The 22,180-nt window shown below is 71.6% G+C and carries 22 protein-coding genes and 2 pseudogenes; 12 read left to right on the top strand and 12 right to left on the bottom strand.

Annotated elements, in window-relative coordinates; genetic code table 11:
• Positions 1-195 precede the first annotated feature (195 nt).
• On the top strand, positions 196-1,494 hold the full coding sequence (locus tag H5965_RS20680; RefSeq protein WP_310971678.1) for an FAD-binding protein: 1,299 nt from the start codon (positions 196-198) through the stop codon (positions 1,492-1,494).
• Here H5965_RS20680 and H5965_RS20685 read toward each other — a convergent pair.
• Positions 1,449-3,410 carry a BTAD domain-containing putative transcriptional regulator gene (locus H5965_RS20685; RefSeq protein ID WP_310971679.1) on the bottom strand — a complete coding sequence of 654 codons (1,962 nt, stop codon included), beginning with the start codon at positions 3,408-3,410 and terminating at the stop codon, positions 1,449-1,451. The genes H5965_RS20680 and H5965_RS20685 overlap by 46 nt on opposite strands.
• 112 nt (positions 3,411-3,522) lie before the next feature.
• Here H5965_RS20685 and H5965_RS20690 point away from each other — a divergent pair, with 112 nt between their 5' ends.
• Entirely contained in the window at positions 3,523-4,401 is an 879-nt protein-coding gene (locus tag H5965_RS20690) for an alpha/beta hydrolase (RefSeq protein WP_310971680.1), read from the top strand.
• 47 nt (positions 4,402-4,448) lie between these two features.
• Here H5965_RS20690 and H5965_RS20695 read toward each other — a convergent pair whose 3' ends face one another.
• Positions 4,449-4,832, bottom strand: coding sequence for a hypothetical protein (locus tag H5965_RS20695; protein ID WP_310971681.1), 384 nt, complete (start codon positions 4,830-4,832; stop codon positions 4,449-4,451).
• Here H5965_RS20695 and H5965_RS20700 point away from each other — a divergent pair.
• The 3 genes from H5965_RS20700 (at position 4,797) to H5965_RS20710 (ending at position 7,750) form a co-directional block, all read left to right on the top strand.
• Complete coding sequence (locus tag H5965_RS20700) at positions 4,797-6,053, top strand: beta-ketoacyl reductase (protein ID WP_310971682.1); 1,257 nt, start codon at positions 4,797-4,799, stop codon at positions 6,051-6,053. The genes H5965_RS20695 and H5965_RS20700 overlap by 36 nt on opposite strands.
• Positions 6,054-6,514: 461 nt before the next feature.
• Positions 6,515-7,417 (top strand): exo-alpha-sialidase, encoded by a 903-nt coding sequence (locus H5965_RS20705; protein ID WP_310971683.1) that lies wholly within the window; start codon positions 6,515-6,517, stop codon positions 7,415-7,417.
• A gap of 36 nt (positions 7,418-7,453) precedes the next feature.
• The gene (locus tag H5965_RS20710; RefSeq protein WP_310971684.1) at positions 7,454-7,750 is read left to right on the top strand and encodes a hypothetical protein; all 297 of its coding nucleotides are present in this window, start codon (positions 7,454-7,456) and stop codon (positions 7,748-7,750) included.
• Positions 7,751-7,897: 147 nt separating this feature from the next.
• On the opposite strand, the pseudogene H5965_RS46185 reads toward H5965_RS20710, so the two are convergent.
• A pseudogene (locus H5965_RS46185) lies at positions 7,898-8,086 on the bottom strand (TIGR03769 domain-containing protein); the annotation flags it as partial.
• 65 nt (positions 8,087-8,151) lie between these two features.
• On the opposite strand from H5965_RS46185, the gene H5965_RS20720 reads away from it, so the two are divergent.
• On the top strand, positions 8,152-8,466 hold the full coding sequence (locus H5965_RS20720; RefSeq protein WP_310971686.1) for an alpha/beta hydrolase: 315 nt from the start codon (positions 8,152-8,154) through the stop codon (positions 8,464-8,466).
• A gap of 55 nt (positions 8,467-8,521) precedes the next feature.
• Here H5965_RS20720 and H5965_RS20725 read toward each other — a convergent pair whose 3' ends face one another.
• A complete protein-coding gene (locus tag H5965_RS20725) occupies positions 8,522-8,971 on the bottom strand; it encodes an SRPBCC family protein (RefSeq protein WP_310972025.1) in 450 nt (149 codons plus the stop codon).
• A 177-nt stretch (positions 8,972-9,148) separates the two neighbouring features.
• The gene (locus tag H5965_RS20730; protein WP_310971687.1) at positions 9,149-9,586 is read right to left on the bottom strand and encodes a MarR family winged helix-turn-helix transcriptional regulator; all 438 of its coding nucleotides are present in this window, start codon (positions 9,584-9,586) and stop codon (positions 9,149-9,151) included.
• Between the two features lie 140 nt (positions 9,587-9,726).
• On the opposite strand from H5965_RS20730, the gene H5965_RS20735 reads away from it, so the two are divergent.
• Entirely contained in the window at positions 9,727-10,701 is a 975-nt protein-coding gene (locus tag H5965_RS20735; protein WP_310971688.1) for an amidohydrolase family protein, read from the top strand.
• 37 nt (positions 10,702-10,738) lie between these two features.
• Here the strand turns inward: H5965_RS20735 and H5965_RS20740 are convergent, their stop codons facing one another.
• Positions 10,739-11,749 carry a lipase family protein gene (locus tag H5965_RS20740; protein ID WP_310971689.1) on the bottom strand — a complete coding sequence of 337 codons (1,011 nt, stop codon included), beginning with the start codon at positions 11,747-11,749 and terminating at the stop codon, positions 10,739-10,741.
• Between the two features lie 196 nt (positions 11,750-11,945).
• On the bottom strand, positions 11,946-13,508 hold the full coding sequence (locus tag H5965_RS20745) for a GMC oxidoreductase (RefSeq protein WP_310971690.1): 1,563 nt from the start codon (positions 13,506-13,508) through the stop codon (positions 11,946-11,948).
• Positions 13,509-13,617: 109 nt separating this feature from the next.
• Between H5965_RS20745 and H5965_RS20750 the strand changes: the two genes are divergently transcribed.
• Positions 13,618-14,199 carry a helix-turn-helix domain-containing protein gene (locus tag H5965_RS20750; protein WP_310971691.1) on the top strand — a complete coding sequence of 194 codons (582 nt, stop codon included), beginning with the start codon at positions 13,618-13,620 and terminating at the stop codon, positions 14,197-14,199.
• A gap of 121 nt (positions 14,200-14,320) precedes the next feature.
• Positions 14,321-15,142 (top strand): CPBP family intramembrane glutamic endopeptidase, encoded by an 822-nt coding sequence (locus H5965_RS20755; protein WP_310971692.1) that lies wholly within the window; start codon positions 14,321-14,323, stop codon positions 15,140-15,142.
• Here H5965_RS20755 and H5965_RS20760 read toward each other — a convergent pair.
• From H5965_RS20760 to H5965_RS20775, 4 genes are all read right to left on the bottom strand, one after another.
• Positions 15,126-15,800 carry a response regulator transcription factor gene (locus H5965_RS20760; RefSeq protein ID WP_310971693.1) on the bottom strand — a complete coding sequence of 225 codons (675 nt, stop codon included), beginning with the start codon at positions 15,798-15,800 and terminating at the stop codon, positions 15,126-15,128. The two genes, H5965_RS20755 and H5965_RS20760, sit on opposite strands and share 17 nt — an antisense overlap.
• On the bottom strand, positions 15,797-16,957 hold the full coding sequence (locus tag H5965_RS20765) for a histidine kinase (protein WP_310971694.1): 1,161 nt from the start codon (positions 16,955-16,957) through the stop codon (positions 15,797-15,799). The genes H5965_RS20760 and H5965_RS20765 overlap by 4 nt, the downstream gene beginning before the upstream one ends.
• A gap of 118 nt (positions 16,958-17,075) precedes the next feature.
• On the bottom strand, positions 17,076-18,620 hold the full coding sequence (locus H5965_RS20770; protein WP_310971695.1) for an alpha/beta fold hydrolase: 1,545 nt from the start codon (positions 18,618-18,620) through the stop codon (positions 17,076-17,078).
• A 211-nt stretch (positions 18,621-18,831) separates the two neighbouring features.
• Positions 18,832-19,356 carry a helix-turn-helix domain-containing protein gene (locus H5965_RS20775; RefSeq protein ID WP_310971696.1) on the bottom strand — a complete coding sequence of 175 codons (525 nt, stop codon included), beginning with the start codon at positions 19,354-19,356 and terminating at the stop codon, positions 18,832-18,834.
• 57 nt (positions 19,357-19,413) lie between these two features.
• Between H5965_RS20775 and H5965_RS20780 the strand changes: the two genes are divergently transcribed.
• Positions 19,414-20,337, top strand: coding sequence for an alpha/beta fold hydrolase (locus tag H5965_RS20780; protein ID WP_310971697.1), 924 nt, complete (start codon positions 19,414-19,416; stop codon positions 20,335-20,337).
• Positions 20,338-20,367: 30 nt separating this feature from the next.
• On the opposite strand, the pseudogene H5965_RS46190 reads toward H5965_RS20780, so the two are convergent.
• Positions 20,368-20,575, bottom strand: a pseudogene (locus H5965_RS46190) (RNA polymerase sigma factor SigF); the annotation flags it as partial.
• Between the two features lie 65 nt (positions 20,576-20,640).
• Between H5965_RS46190 and H5965_RS20790 the strand changes: the two are divergent.
• Together H5965_RS20790 and H5965_RS20795 are read left to right on the top strand one after the other, a co-directional pair.
• On the top strand, positions 20,641-21,726 hold the full coding sequence (locus tag H5965_RS20790; protein WP_310971698.1) for a UvrD-helicase domain-containing protein: 1,086 nt from the start codon (positions 20,641-20,643) through the stop codon (positions 21,724-21,726).
• Positions 21,678-22,016 (top strand): 3'-5' exonuclease, encoded by a 339-nt coding sequence (locus tag H5965_RS20795; RefSeq protein WP_310971699.1) that lies wholly within the window; start codon positions 21,678-21,680, stop codon positions 22,014-22,016. Before H5965_RS20790 ends, H5965_RS20795 begins: the two co-directional genes overlap by 49 nt.
• Positions 22,017-22,180 lie beyond the last annotated feature (164 nt).

The following is a 22,180-nucleotide window of genomic DNA, read 5'->3' on the forward strand; positions in this document are numbered from 1 at the left end:
AAGTTACAGCACCGAACCGCGAATTGGCCTTGACTGAACGCCTTGTTGGAATGGCGCACAGAACCGAGGAACGGAGACGATGTGGCGATTTCGCGGCGAGGCGTGTTGCGGTGGGCGGGCGCGGCGGTGGCCTCAGGTGCGATGGGTGTGGGCGGGGAGGGGATCGCGGACGCGCTCCCATCGCGGTGGGAGCGGTTGCGCGCTCGCCTGGACGGCGAACTCCTGGTGCCCGGTGATGACGGCTATGACACCGCACGGCTGCCGTTCAACTCGCTGTTCGACCACCATCGGCCTGCCGCGATCGCCCGGTGCGTGCGGCCACATGACGTGCAGCGGTGCCTGGAGGAAGCACGCCTGTCTCGCGTCCGCGTGGCTGCGCGTGGCGGTGGGCACAGCTACGCCGCCTACTCCACACCGCACAACGGCTTGGTGGTCGACCTTTCGCGGATGTCCGCGGTCGAGGTGCGGTCCGACGGCACTGCCGTGGTCGGTGCGGGTGCGCGCCTTGGCCAGGTCTACTCGGCGCTCACCGCCGCCGGTCGGTGCCTGCCGCTGGGCAACTGCCAGTCCGTCGGCATCGCCGGGTTCACCCTCGGCGGCGGACTCGGCTGGACGCAGCGCACGTACGGCCTCGTCTGCGACAGGCTGCGTGCCGCCAGGATGGTCACGGTGGCCAGCCGGGTGGTCACCGCGTCGGAAGACCGCGAGTCCGAACTGTTCTGGGCGTTGCGCGGCGGTGGCGGCGGCAACTTCGGAGTGGTCACCTCGTTCGAGTTCGCCACCGCGCCGATGCCCGAGGTGCTGACCGTGTTCCGCGTCCGGTTCCCGGCCGGGTCGGCGGCAGACGTCCTCGGCGGATGGCAGCCGTGGAGCGTGGCGCTGCCCGATGAGGTGTCGACCTCCTGCGTGGCCACACCGAACGGCGCGGTGGACGTGCTCGGCTGCGGCGTCGGACGCGAGGGCGTGGTGCTCGCGGAACTCGCCCGCCTGCTCGACGCGACCGGCGTGGACGCACCGATCGAACACGCCGAGGTCGACTACCCGACCGCGACGGCGATCATGACCGGTGGTCAGCCGGCCCGCAACGCATTCCGCGCTTCGTCACGGATCGTGGACAGGTGGCACGACCCGCAGACGGTGGCGGACACGGTGCGCGGCATGGACAGCGCGCTGTTGATCCTGGGCGCGCTCGGTGGAGCGATCGACCGGCAGACGCCGACGGACACGGCCTATCCGCACCGCGGCGCACCGACGTCCATCGAAGTCTTCGGCTCCGTCGGCACCCTGCCGCCCGACCAGGTCACCCGTGAGGTGGACCAGGCGCAGAAGGCGTTGGCGCGCCTGGTCGGCACCGGCACGTACATCAACTACCTGGACCCTCTGCAGCAAGACTGGGCCCAGACGTCCTACCGGCACAACCTGCGCCGGCTGCGTGCCGTGGCGCGCCGCTACGACCCGGACCTCGTGCTGCGGTTCCCCCAGTCGGTGCACTGAGCAGCGAGGGACTCCGCGTCCGCCAGGTACCGGGCCACCGGGCCCAGGGTCAGCATTCCACTGCCGGCGCCGGCGTCTTCCGCCTGAGCGTCCCGCAGGGCCGCCGCGGCCCGCGCCGCGGCTTCGGGTTCGTCGAGGCGGACTGCGGCGTGGGCGGTCAGGCACCACATCGCTTCCTGCATGTGGTCGGGAGGTGGCTCCGGCGCCGCGGCCAGGGCGGTGCGGGCCTCCTCGGCACGGCCTTGGCCCAGCAGCACGTGGGGCCATGCCCAGGGCAGATACGGCCCCCAGTCCAGGTGCCGGTCGGTGGGCGCGGGACGGTCGTGCAGCAGACGCAGTCCCAGGAGGGCGAGCGGGAACAGGCCACGGTGCAGGCCGGGCATCCCGGCGGTGCGAAGGCCCTCCTCCGCGGCACGGTACTGAGCCGCGGCCGGGGCCGGTCCGGCGGGCTCGGTGCTGCGGGTCGCCGTGACCCGGGCCCGGAACCAGGCGGTGAGGACGCCGACGAGAGGAGCCTCGGTGGTGGCGGCGAGATGTTCGGCCGCCGTCGCGTGCGCGGCCGCGGTGTCCAGATCACCGAGGGCCGAAGCGGATTGCAGGCGGACGAGCCGGCCGAGGACAGCGAAGTTCGGCAGGCCGTTCCTGGTCGCCACGTCGAGGATCTCGGCACCGATCCCGTCGCGTACCGCCGCGAGGCCGGGGCGGGCGAAGGACTGCAGGAACACGCCGTTGAGCGCGAACGCCAGCAACGCCGGATCGCCCAGCTCCCGGGCCAGCGCCTCGGCTTGGTGCGCGGCCTGCCGGGCGCGGCTCAGCACGCCTGCGGCCAGGTCGGCGGTGCGGCTTTCGACAGCGATCGTGGCCAGCAGACGCGCCCGGAGGTCGGCGGGCGCGTCGGGTCCGAGCCGGGTGAGCGTGCGTTCGGCGGCGGTGACGACCGCCCGGGACTGTTCGGGGTCGTCGGCGCGGCTCCAGATGGCGGGAACGTCGTAGGCGCCGATGATCCGGGCGGTCAGGTGCAGGTCCCCGGTGCGTTCGGCGGCGTGGATCGCGGCGAGGCGGTCGCGCCGCGAGTGGATGAGCGCGTCGCCGCCGGCCAGCGCGAGCGTGCGGGCGAGGTCCACGGTGGTGCGTGGGCCGAGCCGGACACCCGGGCCGGTCCACGCGTTCGGCGGGCCTGGAGCGGGCCCGGTCAGGATGTCTGCCTCCAGACGTTGCAGGTCAGGTCCGGGATCGAGGCCGAGCTGGCCCGCGAGCATCGCGCGGGCGCGGCGAAGGGTCGACAGCGCGTCGGCCTGGCGGCCCGCGTGGTGCAGCGCGCGGGCCAGCAGTCCCCAGGCCGGTTCGCGCCACGGGTGTTCGGTGACGTGCGCGCCGAGTTCGGCGACGAGGTCGGCGCCTTCTCCGGCGTCGAGGAGGATGCGGGCGCGTAGTTCCAGCGCCGCCAGCCGCAGTTCCTCCAGCCGGCTGCGTTCGCGTTGCGCCCACGGCGAATCCGGCACGTCCGCGTAGGCGGGGCCGCGCCAGGCCGCGAGCGCCGCGCTGAGTTCGGTCACCGCGCCGGGGGAGTGGCGGGTCCGGGTGAGCGCGTCCTCGAACCGGTGGACGTCCACGTTTTCGCGGGGCAGGCGCAGCGCGTATCCGGGGCCTTCGGTGACGATCACCCGCGGCGGGGTACGCGGTGACCGGTCGGGTTCCAGGGCGCGGCGCAGGGCGGCGACGAACGTCCGCAGCGCGCCGACCGCGCGTGCCGGTGGCTCGGTCCAGAGGTCGTCGACGAGCGTGTCGGTGGTGACCAGCCGTCCTTCGGCGGCGACGAGGCGGGCGAGCACCTCGCGGTGGCGGGGACCGCCGAGGTTGACCGGGCGCCCGTCGTCGTCCGAGGCCCGCACGGCACCGAGCACGTCGATTCGCATGCCCCCATCATCGGGGCTGGAGGCCGGAGGCGCCCGGGCGCACTGATCGGTTGCTGATCGCCGTCGCCCAGGCTCGGCCGGGTCAGGTTCCCGATCCGAAAGACGACCTTCGATGATACTCTCCATTCCCGGTTTCGACCACGTCCGCCTGCCCGGTACCGACGGTGTCGAGCTGGCGGCCGCGGTCGGCGGCAGCGGCAGCCCGGTGGTCCTGCTGCACGGCTTCCCCGAGACGCACCTGATGTGGCGGCACGTCGCCGAGCGGCTCGCCGGTGAGCACACGGTGATCTGCCCCGACCTGCGGGGTTACGGCGCCAGCGCCAAGCCGGTGGCCACCGGCGAGGAGGTGTACGCCAAGCGCACCATGGCCGCCGACGTGGTGGCTCTGGCGGCCGCACTTGGCCACGAGCGCTTCGCCCTCGTCGGGCACGACCGGGGCGCCCTGGTCGCCTTCCGGGCGGGCTTGGACCACCCCGAGACCGTCTCGCACCTCGGCATCCTCGACGTCGTTCCGACGCTGGACATGTGGAACGTGCTGCACGGCGTCTCGGCGGCGGTGGCTTACCACTTGTTCCTGATGGCGCAGCCGCCGGGCTTGCCGGAGACGATGATCGCGGCCAGTGCGGACGCCTTCTTCGGCTCGTTCCTCGACGCGTGGGCCAACGACCCGGCCGCGATCCCGGACGACGTGCGGGCGGAGTACCTCCGGGCGAGCGTGGCGGCAGTGCCGTCGATCGTCGCGGACTACCGCGCCTCGGCCGGCATCGACCTCCGGCACGATCAGGCCGACCTGGATGCCGGGTCACAGCTGGCCATGCCGGTGACGGTCGTCCAGCAGGACTGGGGCGCGCAGCTGGGCTACGACGCCGCCGCCGTGTGGAAGGCGTGGGCGCCGGATCTGGACCACCGGCTGACGAACGCCGGGCACTTTATGGCCGAGGAAGCGCCGGACGAGATCGCGGGCGCGATCCGAGACCTGCTGACCCGCTGAGCACGTCTTGATCAGCGGGTCGCTGCGCCCAGACCCGGGCCATCCTCCTAGGCGTTGAGCGGGACGCCGAACCATTGCCGGGTGGCGTCTCGTCCTTCGTCCGGGTCGGGGTGGGTCTCCGACGAAGCCCATGCCACGATGCAGGACGCGATCAACCTGGGCTGGAAGCTCGCGGCCGTGATCACCGGCGGCCGACGTTCGACAGTGCCGACCACCGCCGCGACCACCTGCGGGTACAGGTCGTCGACGGCGTCGGTGCCGGTGCGCGCGGCGATGGCGAGGGTCAGCTCGTCCTGCGCCGCGGCGTCCGCCTCGGCTCCGGCTCCGTCCGCGTCACGCTGGACGACGAAGCCGGGAGCCCGGTGGCCGTGGTCGAATCGCTGACGACCCGGCCGATGGCGGCGCCCGACACGATGCTCTACCGTCCACAATGGATTCCGGTCCCGCCGTCGGCGGCCACGGAACCGGTCCGGACCAGTACGGAGCCGCAGATCGCCGTCCGCGTCGGCGTGCCGCACGTCCTGCGGATCACCCGGGCCGCCCCGGCACCGGCGCGGCCGATCGACCCGTCCGGGACGGTGCTGATCACCGGTGGCACGGGCGCGCTCGGCGCCCTGGTGGCCCGGCACCTCGTCACCGCGCACGACGTCCGGCACCTCCTGCTGGTGAGCCGCAGTGGGCCGGCGGCGCCCGGAGCCGGCGAACTGCTCGCGTCGCTACGGGACCTCGGCGCGGACGTGCGGATCGTCGCGGCCGACGTCGCGGACCGGGCGACTGTGACGCGGCTGGTCGGCAGCTGCGAGCCGCCGTTGACGGCGGTCGTGCACAGCGCGGCCGTGGTCGACGACGGGGTGCTGTCGGCCCAGACGCCGGAACGCCTCGACGTCGTGCTGCGCCCCAAGGCGGACGCGGCGCTGGTCCTCGACGAGGTGACCCGGCACCTGCCGTCGACGGCCTTCGTCCTGTTCTCCTCGGTCACCGGCGTGTTCGGCAAGGCCGGGCAGGCCAACTACGCGGCCGCGAACCGGGTCCTGGACGCCCTGGCCTGCCGCCGCCACGCGGCCGGGCGGCCGGCGTTGTCCCTGGCGTGGGGGCTGTGGGAGCTGGGCACCGGCCTCGGCGACCGCATCTCGGCCACCGCCCGGCGGCGGATGCGCGCGTCCGGCGTGGAAGGGCTGACGGCCGAGCAGGGCCTGGCGCTGTTCGACGCCGCGCTCGGCTCGGCCGAACCGGTGCTGGTGCCCGTCCGGTTCGACCCGACGGTGTCGATGGCGCCGCCGACCGGCCGTTCGCCCGCACGCTTGCCCGCGCCGCGGGCGAGCTGGCCGGAGAACCCGGCCGAGCCGGAGATGCGTGAGCTGCTGCGCGCGGAGGTCGCGGCGGTCCTGGGGCACCCGAACGCCGCCGTGATCGACGACGACCGCCCGTTCCCGGAGCTCGGGTTCGATTCCCTGACCGTGATCGAGCTGCGCACCCGCCTCGCCGGGTTGTCGGGCATCGACCTGCCCGCCACCGTCGTCTTCGACCGGCCCGCCACCGTCGTCTTCGACCGGCCCACCGTCACCGAGCTGGCGCGGCATCTCCTGGATCTGCGGCGTACTGCGCAGGAACGAAACCCGGCTCGTTCCCCTCAAGAAAATTACATATCGTGAATTCGGCCATTCGCGCCGTGGAAACGGTTTCCTGTCCTTGACAGTGGTCAGGACGGCAGGTTTAGTTCATTATCTGGACGAAGTGGTCCGGCGAGGCGTTGGAGGCAATCGTGCAGGATCGCCACGCATCACACGCCGATGATCCGACCGCCGGCCGTTCGCGGTTCTCCCGTCGGATGTTCCTCGGCGCAGGCGCGGGCGTTGCCGCCGGGGCGACGTTGGGACTGGCCGGGCCGGCGTTCGCGGACACGGGCAAGGTGCGTGGAGAGACTCCGTTCGGGCCCGTTGTCGTGGCGGACCCGGGAGGACGGGCGTCCTACGCCCGGGCCGTGCGGCTTATCGCCGGGCGGCCTGCCGGGATGTCGCGGACGCTGCTCGCGACGTTTCAAGGGGGAGGCGGTCCGGGTTTCCCGCTCTACCGGAGCGACGACGATGGCCGTACCTGGGAGAAGCAGGGCAGTGTGCCCAACGGCGATGAGGCCACCGGACTTTCCCTTCATCCGTTCCTGTACGAACTGCCCCGGGCGTTCGCGGGCTTGCCCAAGGGCGCGTTGCTCTTCGCCTGCAACTGGCTGGACAGCTTCACCAGCACCAACATCCAGCTTCACGCCAGCACGGACGGCGGCCGCACCTGGCGGTTCCTGAGCACGGTGGCCCGGGGCGGACCGCCCGACACGACGAACGGCGCGACGCCGGTGTGGGAGCCTTTCCTGCTGCTGCACGACAACCGGCTGATCTGCTACTACTCCGACCAGCGGGACCCGGAGTTCGGTCAGAAGCTCGCCCACCAGACCAGCACGGACCTGCGCACGTGGGGTCCCGTGGTCGACGATGCGACCGGGACGACGTACCCCGAACGACCGGGCATGACCACCGTGGCGAGGCTGAACCGGGGCCGGTGGATCATGACCTACGAATTCGGGGCGCCCGACGACCCGGACAACCCCGATCAAGACCACTACACCTACCACGTGCACTACCGGATCGCGAAGGATCCGGAGTCGTTCCGGTTCTCCCAGGACACCCCGCTCCTCGACCAGAACGGCGTTGCGCCGAACGGAGCGCCCGTGGTGTCGTGGATGGACTCGGGTGCGCCGGATGGAACGATCATCGTCACGGACAACGACAATCAGGACTTCTTCATCAACCGCCACCTCGGCAACCCCGGGAAGTGGACGCGCCTGTCCTCGCCCATGCCGGCCGGGTACAGCCGGTTCACCCTTCCCCTCGACGGTCTCCAGAGCCCTCGGAACCGTGGCCTGGTCTTCGTCATCACGGGAGCCCAGTACGGAAAATCCGCGCCGATCGAGGCGGGCATCATCTCGGTGGACGACTGCGAGAACCCGGACCCCCGACGGCAATAGCGCCACCGCCTGCTCCGGCGATTGCGCTTTCTTCTGGTGGCACGACCTGCTTCGATGCTCGGCTTGTCCGCCGCTCTCGGCGACGCACCCGCCTCGCTGATGCCGCACCGCGGGCTGGTGGCCGCCGGTCGGACCGTGGGCGCGGCGGTCATGCCCGCGGTCCTGCTGGACCGGGCCTGCACGGCTCAGCTCACGGCGATGGCCGCCGGGCCGGTGCGATCCTGGTCCGACCCGGCGGAGGCCAGGGCGAAGGCCGCCGAGTGCCGGCCGGAAAGCCCGTTGGCGGCGGGTTTCGACTACCTGGTCCGGCGAGCCGGGACGAGGAGGGTTTGACGGCAACCGCAGGACGGTCCGCACGGCGTCGAACCGAAGTCGGGAGCCGGACGCGCCGGTGCCGAGGCGGCGCGTCCGGCGGGGACACAGGACCTTGAACGTGTACGTCGCGTCCGCCGAGACGGTCGCGCCGGTGGCCGCCAGCGTGCCGCTGACGCGGAAGGTCACCGTGTACGTGCCGGCGGCGCTGAACGCCCAGTTCGCGTGCGTGTGCGTCCCGGCCGCCAGCGGTTTGGCGTCGGGCAGTCCGTCGCCGCTGTTTAACAGGACCGTCGGTGTGCCCAGTGATGGGGTGTAGATGCTGAGGTTGCCGCCGCTGACGCTGAGCAGGCTCATCGTCGGGGTGTTGCCCTGGAACGTGCCGGTGGGGACGTCGGTGCTGTTCCAGCCCGGCCAACGTGATGGAGTACCTGCGCCGGTCCTTGATCAGCGGCCCGGCCTTCGACGGCGGCCTGTCCGGGGTGCCGGCGCTGGTGTTCACCGGGGAGCACGACTCGATCACCTCCCCGGAGCGGCAGCGGGAGTTCGCGGCCACGATCGCGGGCAGCGGGTTCGTCCGCATCCGGGATGCCGACCATTGGGTGGTCCTGGAGCGCGCGGCCGACGTCGCGGACCTGGCCGTCCGCTTCTTCACCGACCAGCCGGTGGAGCCGGCGTCCTATGTGGCCGGTCACGGGGGCACCGACCCGGCCCACCTCGTCGGCCGGGGAAACTAGGGGGCGGCTCCCGGGCCTCGGCTGCGCTGCCGGGTGGCCAAGGCGGAAGCGCGGATCACCGATGCGGGTCGGGAACCGGTGCTGGACTGCCGAGAACGCGGGTGAGGGCGTGTTCGATCTCGGCGCCGACTTTCTCGAACACGACCTCGGCGATCGGGGTGCCGAGTTCGGTGGCGCCGTGGAAGTCGATGGTGGCGTGGTAGGTCAGGGAGCTGCCGCCCGCGCCGGTGGGAGTGATGGTGATGTCGTCCCGCGTGGCGGTGGTGTCGTTGCGCCCGGCGAACACGACGCGGCCGGGTTCGAGCCGGATCAGCTCGCAGGTCAGCTCGGTTTCCACACCGGCGATCTTGGAGACGTTGTGCCAGCGCGCACCCACCTCGATCGCCCCGCCGCCGATGCGCTCGCACGACAGCGTGCGGGGGTCCCACTCGGTGGCGTGGTCGAAGTCCTCGAGGTAGTCCAGCACGTCCTGCGGCGCAGTCGCAACGGTGAAGGTGCGCGTCACGTCGACCAAGGCCAGTCCTCTCCACGGGGCAGCGGCCACCGCGGCCGGTGACCTGGCCGCTGAATACCCCGAATCGGAAGAATCACCCATCCGAGCACAATGTCGGCCGCCGCACCGTGGGTAAGGCGTGGGTTGGCCACGCCGCTTCGGCCATCGTCGGACCTACGTGCGCCGTCACTATCGCCCGGCGCGGGTGACCAGTCGGGTTTCGATGTGGCGAAGGGTGGCGATGACGGGGTCGACCTCGTCGATCTCGGTCACGGCGTCGTCGAGGAGCCGGGACCAGATGTGGCGTAGCCGCTGCAGGTTCCGGTGCGCCTTGTCGGTGGAGTAGAGGCGTACCCGCCGTGCGTCGTGGGGATCGACCTCGCGGCGGAGCAGGCCCTTGCTCTCCAGGCCCCGTACCGCTCTGCTGAAGTTGCTGGAGATCAGCTGGGTCGCTTCGGCCGCCGTCCTGGCCGTGGTGCCCGGGTGGCGGTCGACGAACCGCATCACCGCGCCTTCCAGCGGCGTCCCACCCTCGGCTTCGGCTTCCTTGGCTGCCTCGATGTGGCGGCCCACTGCCAAGATCAGATCCGCCAGCTCGAACAGCTTGGCACTGCGTCCCTCGTCCACCCGGGCAGCCTAACTTTGCTGTCAAGTGATAGCTGTCACTCGACAGCTACCTTGTGACCTCCAGTGTGGGTCGATACGGTTTGTGTATCAAATGATAACTACTCTGACGGGTAAGACCTCCGATCCCCGCAAGGACTCGCATGACTCTCATCGCCATCGAAGAGCACTGGATCATGCCGGAGCTCACCACCGCCCTCAAAGCCGCGCCGCAGCCGGACGAAAGCCTGTTCTTCAACGAGATGGGCGACCACGGGCCGCGCCTGGAAGACCTCGGCGACGGACGGATCGCGGCCATGGACGCCCAAGGCATCGACGTGTCGATCCTCGCGCTGACCCCGCCGGGAACCCAGCCGCTGGACCCCGGTCAGGCCGTTCGGCTCAGCCGCTCGGCCAACGACATGGCCGCCGCAGCGGTCGACGGCAACCCGACCCGGTTCCGGGCGCTGTCGACCTTGCCCCTGGCCGCTCCCGAACACGTCGCCGACGAACTGGCCCGGGCGGCCGGCCTGGGCCACGTCGGCACCATGGTCTACGGCCGGTCCGGTGACCGTTTCCTCGACGATCCCGTCTACGAGGACTTCTTCGCCGCAGCCGCGGAACTCGGTCAACCGGTCTTCATCCACCCTCAGATTCCGTCGTCCAAGCTGCGCGACGCCTCCTACCGCGGTTTCGACGAAATGACCGAACTCGGCCTGGCCACCTTCGGGTGGGGCTGGCACCTGGACACCGCCACCGCGGCACTGCGCCTCATCCTGCGCGGCACCTTCGACCGGCACCCGCAGCTGCAGATCGTGCTCGGCCACTGGGGCGAGATGCTGCTGTTCTGGCTGGATCGCGCCAACAGCCTCTCCCGCGTCGCCCACCTGCAACGGCCGCTGACCGACTACATCCGGTCGAACTTCCACATCACCAACTCCGGCATGTTCAACCCCGCCCTGCTGCACCACGTCCTGTCGGTGACCACCGCCGACCGGCTGATCTTCTCCACCGACTACCCCTTCCAGCAGCCCACCCGGGACGAGATCACCGCCTTCCTCGGGCACTTCGAGTCCGAAGAGGACCGGCGCAAGTTCTCCTCGGCGAACGCCGCCGCCCTCTTCGGACTCGACATCTGACTCGATCCGTCTCCGTGCGTCCGCGGTCCGAGAGCGCTCAGCAGGTGGACTTCGCCGGTTTGCCCGCGAACCGGTCGGCCAGGTAGTTCACGACATCGCCCGCGGAGAACGCCAGCGTCGTCACGTGCTCGCCGACGTAGGTGCGCCAAATGAGGTCGACGCCGGCCGCACAGTACTCGCGCCGCAGCGTCTGGGCCTGGGAGAGCGGGATGATTTCGTCGAGGCTGCCGTGGAACAGGAAGACCGGCGCCTGCGGCGCGTGCGCACCCAGTTCGTTCTGGGCCAGCCGGGCCTGCCACTTCGCGGTGGTGAGCGGGTTCGACGTCGTGTAGTCGGCGATGTGGCCGAAGGCGTAGCCGAACACCGCGTCGACGCACGCGTCCTGCTGGGTCGCGTACAGCGTCCGGCCGCGGTCGTTGAGGTAGTCCCGCAGATTCAGTTCCGGGTACGCCGCGTCCAAGCCGAGCGACGCGAGCAGCAGGAACCCGAAGCCGACGCCGCCGTCGAGATTCTTGGCCACCACGTTCAGGTCCGCGGGTGTGCCGCCGGCGGTGATCGCGGCGACGTGCAGTTCCGGGGCGTACGACGGTGCCAGCTCACCCGCCCAGGCCGCTCCGCCGCCGCCTTGGGAGTACCCGGAGAACGCGACCGGCCCGCCGGCGGCCAGGCCGGCCGCGGGGAGCCGGGTGGCCGCCCGGACGGCGTCGATCACCGTGTGGCCTTCCGAACGCCCGACGACGTAGGTGTGCAGGCCGGGCGTGCCGAGGCCCTCGTAGTCGGTGATCGCGACGGCCCAGCCGCGGCTCAGCACGGCGTCGACGAACAGCGGTTTCTCGTAGTCCGGCTGGAACCTCGACGGCGCGCAGCGGTCGCCGATCCCGCGGGTGCCGCTGGCCACCGAGACGATCGGGCGGGGGCCCGGGCCCGGCCACGGCGCCGTCGGCACCAGGACCCGGCCCGACACGGCGATCGGCGTGTCCGTCGCGGACCGCGACCGGTACAGCACCAGGTAGCCCTTGGCGCTGCCGGAGTCCGGCAGCGGCGCCACCAGACGACGTCGCCGTCCGCGCCGTCCGGCAGCGGGCTCGGCGGCGTGTAGAAGGCGTCGCCGTCCGGGCCGCGGGGCGGGTCGGCGGCCGCGACGCTCGCGGACACCGTGGACAGCAGGGTGACGACGACGGCCAGCAGGACCGTCCAGAGGGACTTCGTGCGCACGGGAACTCCTCGTTGAGTCCGACTCGGGATCAGAAGACGCGGTCGACGTCTTCGGCGATCAGGTGGTCCAGCGCACGCTCGGCGAGGGCGGCGATGGTCATCGACGGGTTGCAGGCGGCGGTGGTGCCGGGCATCAAGGCACCGTCGAGCACGTAGAGGCCGCGGTGGCCGAGCACGCGCCCGTCCAGGTCGCACACCGAGCCCATCGCGGCGCCGCCGAGCGGGTGCCAGGTGCTCGGCACGAGGGCGGTGGTGTCGAGCAGGACGCCGAGCGGGCCGGCGATGCGGGTGATCCGTTCGTGGATGCGGGCGCTCAACTTCGCGTCGGCGCCGGAGGGCCAGTGCAGGACGGCGTCGTCCTTGGCCGCGTCGTAGACGAACCGGCCGCGGCCTTCGCTGATGCCGTACCCGACGAGCATCGTGGTCCGCAGGTCCGGCAGGGGCGGCAGCGACGCCTGGATGACGGTGTTGGCCGTCGCGGGATCGTTCCATTCCTTGCTGCCGTAGACGACCGGGCCGCCCTGCGGGGCGCCGAAGTCGTCGGCGAGGTTCGTCCAGGTGTAGATGCGGTCGCCGTTGCTGCCCCAGCCGGCGCCCAGCCCGTCGGGCAGGTCGGGGATGTCGCCCTTTGCGCCCGCCCGCATCAGCAGCCGCGTCGTGTTCGCCGTCCCGGCCGCCATGACGAGCGCCTTCGCGGTCAGGACCTTCCGCTCGAGCACGGTCCCGGTGGTGTCGATGCGGTCGGCGCGGATCTCCCACCGGCCGTCGTCGGCCAGCGCGACGCCGGTGACGTTGTGCAGGCTCGCGACGGTGCAGCGGCCGGTGGCCTCGGCGGCCGCGAGGTAGGTGACGTCGACCGAGTGCTTGCCGCCGTTGTTCACCCCGAGCCCGCAGTCGCCGTTGGTGTACGACGGTTTCATCTCGCCGTTCAGTTCGCGCAGCGCGTAGTCCCAGTCGATGGGCATCGGGATCTTCTCGACGGCGTAGCCGGCGTTGCGCGCGTTGCGGGCGAAGATCCGGGACACCTGGTACGGCTTGCTCGCGACGAGGGCGTCCGGGGCGGTGGCGATGCCCAGCATCCGGGCGACGCGCGGGTAGTACTCGGCATCCAGCCGCGCGTAGTCGAGCTGCTCGGGGAAACACGCGTGGAACAGCTCGGCCGTCGGCTGCAGCGTCATGCCCTGGTAGACGAGCGAGCCACCGCCGACGCCGGCCGCGCACATGATGTTCATTCCCTGGCCGCTCACCTGCTCCAGGAGCCCGGTATAGCGCTCGAACGGCGGCAACGAGGGCAGGCCGGGCAACGCCGGCGCCGAGCCGAGCCAGAAGATCCGCTTGTCCGGCGCCGACGTGACGTGCGGGAAGGTCTCGGCGTTCGGCCCGGTCGGCCAGCGCCGGCCGCGTTCGAGCACCAGCACCGGCACGCCGGCCTGGGCGAGCCGCAGCGCGGTGACCCCGCCGCCGAACCCGGACCCGATGATCACGACCCGATGCTCCTCCCGGGTGACCGGCACGCGGCCCGCGCCGAGCGCGGCGACGCCCGCGAGGGCCACGGCGCCGTTCAGGACGGATCGGCGGTTCAGGGTGCGCATGGGCGGGTTCCTCCGGGCGGTGTTCGTGACCGTGGGTGACTGTAGGAACCCGAAACGAGAGATGAAATGGATTGCCCGTCTCACTACTGGCGAGTAGGATGCATGTTTCATGCGCGCAGTGCGACCGTCCGCGGCCGTGCCCCGGCGCGTCGACGCCCAGCGCAACCGCGAGGCGATCCTCCGGGCGGCCGACGAGGCGTTCAGTGAAGACACCGACGTCGGCCTGGAGGAGGTGGCCCGCCGTACCGGCCTCGGCCGCGCGACCGTCTACCGCCACTTCCCCGACCGCGGGGCGCTGGCCCTCGCTGTCGCCGCCCACCACCTCGCCGCGCTCAAGGACCAGGTGCGCAGCCGCGAGCCGTTCCGCGAGCTGCTGCGCTCGTTGCTCGCCATGCAGGCCCGGCGCCGCCCGCTCGTGCGGCTGTTCCGGGAGCTGCCGGAGCGCAGCCAGCGCCAGCACGCCAACGCCGTGGTTTCGCTGCTGCGCCCGGCTTTGGAGGAAGCGCAACGCGCAGGCACGGTGCGTTCGGACATCGAACCCGCGGACCTGGCCCTGCTGTTCGAGATGCACGAGGCAGCGCTGGTGTCGGGGCTGGTGACGCGGGAGCCGACGGAGCCGGCGGAGCGCTTGGTGCGGGTGTTCCTCGACGGCCTCGCCGACCAACGCAGCCACACCGCGGACACGGGCTAGCTTTCCGAACGGCTTGTCCCTCTCGAGAGCTACTGCGATTGTCTGTCACGGAGTGACGCGGCATCCCGCGCCGCGCTCGTAATCTCGCCGCACTTCGGAACGTGCGGCGAGAGGAATTGCCATGACCAGCCCCACCGAGCCAAAGTCGCGATTGCTGCGGCTGCGGGTCCCCGTCCTGCTCGTCGCCACCGCCGTGCTGCTGGTCGCGGCCCGCGGCCTCGACGCGCTCGTGGCGGGGGTGCCGGTCCTGCGCCTGCTCGTCGGGGTCGGTGCCGCGGCCGGAGCCGTCTTCGCCTACCGGTGGGTGACCCGGTTGGTCGAAAACCGGGACGAGGTCGCGGAACTGGCCGCCGCCGGGCGGTGGAGTGGCCTCGGGCGCGGGGCGCTCATCGGTGCCGCCGCCTTCCTCGCGACCATGCTCCTCCTGTTCGTCTTCACTGACGCCGACGTCTCCGGCGGCTCGTTCTGGGCCTGCCTGGGCGTCGCCGGCTCGATGGCTTCCGTGGCGGTGACCGAGGAACTGCTGTTCCGCGGTGTGCTCCACCGCGTCCTCGAACAGCGCGCGGGCAGCGTCGTCGCGATCGTGGTCTCGTCGCTGCTCTTCGGCCTGACGCACCTCATCAACGGCAACGCCACCCTGTGGGGCACGCTCGCCATCGCGGTCGAGGGCGGCACCATGCTCGCGGTCGCCTACACCGCCACGCGGGCGCTGTGGCTGCCGATCGGCCTGCACTTCGCCTGGAATTTCCTCCAGGGCGGGGTGTTCGGCACCGCGGTGTCCGGCGCCGCGAGCGAGCCGGGCCTGCTGCACACCGTCCTTTCCGGACCGGAGGTGCTCACCGGTGGCTCGTTCGGTCCGGAAGCCGGGCTGTTCGCGTTGCTGTGCTGCGGTGTGGTGACGGCGCTGTTGCTCCGCCGCGCGAAGCTCATCCTGCGGCGCTGACGAGCCCGGTTCGGTAGGCCAGCACCACGGCTTGGACCCGGTCCCGCAGGTCGAGCTTGGTGAGGATCCGGGAGACGTAGGTCTTCACCGTCTCCACGCCCAGCACCAGCTCGGCCGCGATCTCGGCGTTGGACAGGCCGCCGGCGATCAGCTTCAACACCTCCAGCTCCCGGGGTGCGAGCCGGTCCAGGGGACCACCGGCGGGAGCGACCGGCTGGACGCGGTCGGCGTAGCGGCCGATCAGCGTCCGGGTCACGGCGGGGGAGAGCAGCGAATCGCCGCGCGCGACCGTGCGGACGCCCGCGGCGAGCTCGTCCAGCGGCGCGTCCTTGAGCAGGAATCCGCTCGCCCCGGCTCGCAGCGCGTCATAGACGTACTGGTCGATGTTGAACGTCGTGACGATGAGGACCTTCGCCGGCGTCGCCGCGTCGAGGCCGGCGACGCGGCGGGTGACCTCGATCCCGTCCAGCAGCGGCATCTGGATGTCCATCACGACGACGTCCGGGTGCAGCCGGCCGATTTCGGTGAGGGCTTCGCGGCCGTTCGCGGCCTGGCCCACCACTTCCATGTCCGGCTGAGCGCCGAGCACGGCCACGTACCCCGCGCGGATGAGCTGCTGGTCCTCGCAGATCAGCACCCGGATCGGGCCGTCGGTCATCGGTCGCTCCTCGGTCGAGCCGCGGCGGCGGGGATTCCCGCGGTGGGGAACTCGGCGCGGACGCGGAACCCGTCCGCCGACGGCCCGGCGGTGAACCGGCCGCCGAGTGTGTCGACCCGGTCGCGCAGCCCGGTCAGCCCGCGTCCGCCGGAGCCGAGTGCGCCGGGCGCGGTCGCCGGCCCCTGGGTGCTCACTTCGATTTCGAGGAGGTCCGCGCGGTAGCCGACGTGCACCGTCGCGGGCCGGCCGGCGGCGTACTTGGCCGCGTTGGTCAGCGCTTCCTGCACGACCCGGTACGCGGTGAGCTCGGTTTCGGGCGGCAGCGCCGGGCGTTCGCCTTCTTCGACCAGCTCGACGGTCCGGCCCGGCTGCTCGACGAGGCCGCGCAGCGCGCTCAGCCCCGGTGTGCGCGCGCCGGTCGCTTCGAGGACGCCGAGCAGGAACCGCAGTTCGGTGAGGGCGTTGCGGCCCGAGCCGGTGATGGCGGCGAGCACCTCGGGAACGCTGTCGGGTGGAAGGTACTGGGCGGCGTCGGCCTGGACCACCATGGCCGTCACGTGGTGGGTGACGACGTCGTGCAGCTCGCGCGCCAGCCGCGCCCGCTCGTCCGCCGCCGCGGCCAGCGCGGTGAGCCGCCGCCGCTCGGCCTCCTGGCGCCGTCGTTGCCGCACCAGGGCACCCAGCAGCCAGAACAGGACCAGAACCCCGTAGTAGAGGACGAAAACCAGCGGGCCGGACGGGGACCCGCGCAACGTGGCCAGTACCGCGAAGGCCACATACTCCGCCGACGCCGCCGCGGGCAGCGCCCGGCGGAACCGTTCCTCGCGCGCTCCGGCCGAGTAGAGCGCGAAGTACAGCGCGAGACTGCCGATCGTGGGGGCGTACGCGAGTACTTCGTGCGCCGCGAAGCAGGTCGCGATGATCAGCAGGGTCGCCGCGGGCCACCGGCTGCGCGCCGCGAGGGGGAGCGTCTGCCCGAGCACCAGCGCCACCGCGAGCACGCCGCCGTCGTGCCTCGGCAGGTCACCGAACTGGGCCCCGATCATGTCGAGTCCCGGCACGAACGCGGCGACCGTGACGGCCGCCGCGAGGGCCCCGTCTCGGGCCTGCGGGGTGACGCCCGCCCACCGGTCCCGGAGACGTCGCAGCTTCGGCATGGCGGGGAGCCTAGCGAGGCCGGGCCGGGCCTGGGCGCGGCGGCGGGAACGAGAACGCGGGCGGCCTCCCGAAGGGGAAGGCCGCCCGCGCCGATCCGTTCAGCCGGGCCGGTTCCGATCAGTGCTTTGTGACGTCGGTGCAGTCGATGTCCTTCTCCGGCAGCCGGCCGGATTCCAGGAATCCGACGGTCGCGTTGTCGGCGCACGCCGAGCCTTCGTGGAAGACGTAGTGGCCGCCGTTGTCGACGCCGACGAAGGCGGCACGGTTGCCCAGGGCGTGACGCAGACCGACGCCGGCGTCCCACGGGGTGGCGTGGTCGCGGCGGTTCTGCAGGATCAACGTGTTGCGCGCGCCCTGATCGGTCACGGCGACGGGCTTTTCGATCGGCTGCGGCCAGAAGGCGCACGGCCAGATGTTGGCCGGCATGCCGGCGGTCAGGGGCCAGGCCTTGCGGTCGGCGGCGCTCCGGCGGGCGTAGTCGTCGGTGTTGCGGGACCACTCCGCGTCGCCGCAGGTGAGGGCCAGGAACATGGTCGCCTGGTTGTCGGCGGGAACGCCCGGGGTGGCCGGGGTATCGGCGAACACCTGCTGCAGCACCTTGCCGTCGGCTTCGGTGACGTGACCGTCGGCCAGGTCGGCCGCGGCCTTCCACACCTGCGCGAGCACCGGCAGCGTGTTGTTGTGGAGGAGCAGCGCGTAGGTGACGCTGCGCAGCAGCGCCCCGCTCAATGCCTGCGGGGACCCCGGGACCGGCGCCGGCTGGTGGTCGAGCCGGTCGGCGAGCGCGAGGTAAGTGCGGGTGACCGCCTCCGGCGTGGCGCCGAGCCCGAGGGTCGCGTTCTGCCCGGCGGCGACCGCGGCCGCGTCAGGGAAGCGTTCGGCCATGCCCTTGCCCCAGCGTTCGGCTTCCCCGGCCCAGACGTGCGCGGGGTCGACGTTGCCTTCGAGAATCATGCGATCAGCCCGCTCGGGGTAGAGCGAGCTGTAGACGGTGCCGAGGTAGGTGCCGTAGGACTGGCCCCAATAAGAGATCTTCGCCTCGCCGAGCGCTTCGCGGATGCGGTCGAGGTCGCGGGCGGTGTTGGCGGTGGTGAAATAGCGCAGGCTCTCCCCGGCCTTGGCGGCGCACTGCTGGGCAGTGGCGCGGGCGGCCTGGATGTTCGCGTCGATCGAGCCGTCGGCGGCGGGATAGGGGAAGAGCGCGGCCAAGCCGGGGTTCTCAAGGCCACAGCTCTGCGGGGTGCTGGTGCCCACGCCGCGCGGGTCGAAGCCGATCAGGTCGTAGCCGTCCAGGACGGACTTCGGCAGCGACGGCGCCATCGCACTGGGCGTGTCGAGACCGGCCAGCGCCGGGCCCCCGGGGTTCAGCACCAGGACGCCGTGGCGTTTCGCGGGGTCGGTGCCTGCCAGCCGGGAGACGGCGATTTCGATCGACGTTCCGCCGGTGTGGCCGTAGTCGAGCGGGACCTTCACCTTCGCGCAGGTGAGCCGGGGATCCCGCGGTGTGCCCGGCGCCGCGGCCGGGCACGGTCCCCATCCGAGGGCCGCGGGGGTGGTTTCGTCGTCCGCGCTGTCGCAGGCGGTCAGCCCGAGAGCGGTCAGCGTGGTGACGGCCAGAGCCGCGGCGAACCGGCGGCCCGGTCGCCCGGACCTGCGTGTCATGATCATTCTGCTTGCCCTCCGATTTCCGGCGCCGGCGGGCGTTTCCGGTCCGCCGGCCGTATCGACGGCGCCGAAGGTAGCGGGAACGGGACGGTGGAGAAGTCACCCCGGAGTAAGCGGCTGCGGTAGCTCGCAGGAGGGACAACCCGCCCGTGCGGGCAGGCCCGGCCGCCGTTTGTCCGAAATGGACTCTCGGTGGCCGGTCGCGGAGTCACTCCGCCGGCATGGTCACCACGCTGATCATCCGGCGGGTGCGGCCCTGGCCGGGATCCTGGCCCCGCCGAGCAGTGACGAGCGTGTGCATCGCCGTCAGCAGTTCGGCTATCTCGGCGTCGGTCAGCCACAGCGCGGCTTGCTGGTAGGTCACGCCGTCGGCGGTCGGGTCGGCCGGTTCACGGGCCAGGTACTGATCGAAGTCGGCCAGTAGGCCCCCAACGAACGCCGTGAACGTCTTGCGGTGGTCATCGGTGGTCATGGCTGCTCGCTCGGCGGGGCCGAGTTCGGCATCGCGCCAGGACAACCGGTAGGTGCGTTCGACGGTGCCGCGGACGCGCTTTTCGTCGAGCACTTCCAGCACGCCTGCGGCCGCGAGTGTCGCGACGTGCCGGTACATGGTCGCGTGCGGAATGTCCGGGAGCCGCTCGCGCAGCTCGGCGGTCGTGGCCGGGCGACCGTCCAGGAACGTGCGCAGGATGCGGAGCCGGACAGGGTGCAGCAGCAGGTCGAGAGTTGCCATGGACACATTATCTCACCTCTGATACTAATATCAAAACTGATACCAATGGAGGTGCACATGATCACGGGCACAGACAACATGCGGGAACTCCCGTGGGCGGTCCCGGCCGCCGACGGCGTCGGCCTCGCGGGCACCCTCACCCTCCCCGCCGGTCCGGGCCCGCACCCCGGCGTGCTCTGCCTGCCCGGCTCCGGAAAGGTCGACCGCGACTCCAACGCCGGCCGGGTACGCATGAACCTCGGTCGCCCGCTGGCTACGGCTTTGGCCCGGAACGGCATCGCGTCGCTGCGCTACGACCGCCGCGGTGTCGGCGCCACCCCCGGCGACTGGCACACGGTGGGATTCCTGGACAACCGGGCCGACGCCGCAGCCGCCCTGCACGCTCTGCGCGGTCACCCGGAGATCCATCCGCGGGCCGTCGGCGTGGTCGGGCACAGCGAAGGCGCCGTCCACGCGATGTGGCTGGCCGCCCACGCCCAAGCCGCCGCGGCCGTCCTCCTAGCCGGCTACGCCCGCTCCGGCGAACAGGCGTTGCGCTGGCAGGCCGCCCGGTTCGCCGACACCGTGCCACGGCCCCTCCGTCCCCTGCTGCCGGTCCTGCGGCGCACCGCCACCCGGCAGGTGGCCCGGCTGGTCGCCACCACCACCGATTCCATCCGCATCGGTGGCCTGCGGATCAACGCCCGGTGGTGGCGCGAGCAACTGGCCTACGACCCCCGCCCGGACCTGCCTCGGATCACGGTTCCGGTCCTGGCCGTCACCGGCACCGCGGACACCCAGGTCTGCCCGGGCGACCTGGACGTGATCGCGAACCTGGTGCCGGGCGGAGCCGAAACGCACCGGACTCCCGGCTTGACCCACATCCTCCGCCGCACCGACGGCCCAGGATCGGTCTTCGCCTACCGCCGGCTGCTGCGCGACCCGGTGGACGACGAACTGCTCACCACCGTGGCTGACTGGCTGGCCGTCCGACTTCGCTGACTAGCTTGAGCCTTAGCCTGTTCGGCGTCGCGCTCGGCCGAGGTTACGGCCAGCGCGACGGTTGCCTTGCCCAGTGTTTACTTGCAGCTTTTCAAGGTGCGGGGGACGCGCATTGACCAGCCGGTGTCGCGGAAGTGGCGACGGACCTCCCCATGATGGTCGGCACCGGGAAGGACGGGAAGTCTGCGCCCCGCTGGGGGTCGTCGCGGTCGTCGGCGCGGAGGAACCGGGTCCGCGCGGCACTCGCTTGGCACGGGGAACGTGCCTGGTCATGCTGACGTGGTCCAGTGGTCAGACCACCAGATGACCTGCTCCATCCAGGCCCAGTACGAAACCGCCACCATCAACAAGCTACGTCGGGAACTCGCCGCCGGGCTGATCGGCGACGACGACACCAGTCCGATGGTCGCCTCGGCGCGGCTGTTCGACGAGCGGTTGCTCGGCGCCGGCCGGTGGGTTTTCGACGCGATGGTGGCGCGGTCGCTGCGCATCGTGCGCGAGCACCCCGCCGTCGGCCGACTATTCGCCTCCCGGCACTCGTGGCTGGTGGTGGACGAGTACCAGGACCTCGGGCCGGTCCTGCGCGCGCTCGTGCTCGCCTTGCACGACGCGGCAGGCGTGAGTATCGCGGCGTTCGGAGACCCCGATCAGTCCGTGATGAGCTTCACCGGTGCTGACCCGCGGTACCTGAGCGAATTGGCCGCACGTGGCGACTTCCGCGACCACTCCCTCGGAGTGAACTACCGGTGCGGCCAAGCCATCGTCGCGGCCAGCCACGCCGCCCTCCGGGAACCCCGCACCTACCGGGCGGCGCCCGGCCGGGCGGACGACGGGGCCATCGAGCCGATCATGGCCGACGGAGGGCTCGACGAACACGCCGCGATCGTGGCAGGCACGATCGACGCGCTGCTCACGAGCGGTGTGGCCGGCCACGACATCGCGGTCTTGTACCCCGCCCGGGGACCCTTGCTATCCGCTTTGATCGACGAGTTCGACGCCAGGCGCATTCCCTACGTGAACGAACGGGATGAACGGCTGCCCAGCGGTGAGCTTGCCGACTTCGTTCGCGACTGCGCGGCCCGCGCCGTCGCCGGACATCAGCCGGCTGTACTGGGCCCGGACGTCGGTGCGACCTCCGTCGCCACCTTGGGCGACCTGGTACGGGCATACGCTCCGGTGCGCGAAGCCGCCGGGCGGCCACCGCTCGACCGTCGTGCCGCAGGCCGAAAGTTCGCCGGCCTGCTCAACGGTTTGCGGTCGGAAGAACAGGCAGCTCCGCCGTCCGAGACCAGCAAGCTCTGGGAAAGTTCCGAGAGGCTGCCAGTGCGTATGGCCTTGGAGTGCGGGACATCGCCGCCGGCGCGTTGCGGGCCGGCAAGGTCACGTTGACCACCTACCATTCCGCGAAGGGCCGGGAATGGGATGCCGTGATCCTGCCGGGGCTGGTCGAAGGCATCATGCCCGGTCCTCGGTGGTCGACGCGGTTGCGCGTGCACCCCGAGCCCAACCCGGATCGACTGGCTCAGGACCGGCGTTCGTTCTACGTCGGGCTCACCCGGGCCAAGCGAGCCCTTGTGCTGGTCTACGGTTCGTTCCGGGAGACAGATTGGGGTTCGAAGAACGAATACGGGATTTCCCGGTTCGCTCGAGACGTTCTTCGGCACCTGGGTGTGGAATGAGGACGAATCCGCGGCGCGGGCCGGTTGTCCGGGGGCAGTCCGCTTCGGTCCAGGTCGCGGTCAAGTCGAGGCCGACGATGGTGAGTGATCCGTCGAAGAAGCCGATTGCATGGCCGCATCCCGTGTTCATGGGCTGGATCCCGTCCAGCGTGACCGCGCGAAGC

It is taken from the genome of Amycolatopsis sp. 505 (assembly GCF_031625235.1).
In the GTDB taxonomy this organism is placed as follows: Bacteria; Actinomycetota; Actinomycetes; order Mycobacteriales; family Pseudonocardiaceae; genus Amycolatopsis.

Excerpts from the sequence above, each read along its gene's own strand:
- H5965_RS20685 (WP_310971679.1), bottom strand. The coding sequence starts at position 3,410 with ATGCGAATCGACGTGCTCGGTGCCGTGCGGGCCTCGGACGACGACGGG.
- H5965_RS20690 (WP_310971680.1), top strand. The coding sequence starts at position 3,523 with ATGATACTCTCCATTCCCGGTTTCGACCACGTCCGCCTGCCCGGTACC.
- H5965_RS20700 (WP_310971682.1), top strand. The coding sequence starts at position 4,797 with ATGGCGGCGCCCGACACGATGCTCTACCGTCCACAATGGATTCCGGTC.
- H5965_RS20720 (WP_310971686.1), top strand. The coding sequence starts at position 8,152 with ATGGAGTACCTGCGCCGGTCCTTGATCAGCGGCCCGGCCTTCGACGGC.
- H5965_RS20735 (WP_310971688.1), top strand. The coding sequence starts at position 9,727 with ATGACTCTCATCGCCATCGAAGAGCACTGGATCATGCCGGAGCTCACC.
- H5965_RS20745 (WP_310971690.1), bottom strand. The coding sequence starts at position 13,508 with ATGCGCACCCTGAACCGCCGATCCGTCCTGAACGGCGCCGTGGCCCTC.
- H5965_RS20750 (WP_310971691.1), top strand. The coding sequence starts at position 13,618 with ATGCGCGCAGTGCGACCGTCCGCGGCCGTGCCCCGGCGCGTCGACGCC.
- H5965_RS20755 (WP_310971692.1), top strand. The coding sequence starts at position 14,321 with ATGACCAGCCCCACCGAGCCAAAGTCGCGATTGCTGCGGCTGCGGGTC.
- H5965_RS20760 (WP_310971693.1), bottom strand. The coding sequence starts at position 15,800 with ATGACCGACGGCCCGATCCGGGTGCTGATCTGCGAGGACCAGCAGCTC.
- H5965_RS20765 (WP_310971694.1), bottom strand. The coding sequence starts at position 16,957 with ATGCCGAAGCTGCGACGTCTCCGGGACCGGTGGGCGGGCGTCACCCCG.
- H5965_RS20770 (WP_310971695.1), bottom strand. The coding sequence starts at position 18,620 with ATGACACGCAGGTCCGGGCGACCGGGCCGCCGGTTCGCCGCGGCTCTG.
- H5965_RS20775 (WP_310971696.1), bottom strand. The coding sequence starts at position 19,356 with ATGGCAACTCTCGACCTGCTGCTGCACCCTGTCCGGCTCCGCATCCTG.
- H5965_RS20780 (WP_310971697.1), top strand. The coding sequence starts at position 19,414 with ATGATCACGGGCACAGACAACATGCGGGAACTCCCGTGGGCGGTCCCG.
- H5965_RS20790 (WP_310971698.1), top strand. The coding sequence starts at position 20,641 with ATGACCTGCTCCATCCAGGCCCAGTACGAAACCGCCACCATCAACAAG.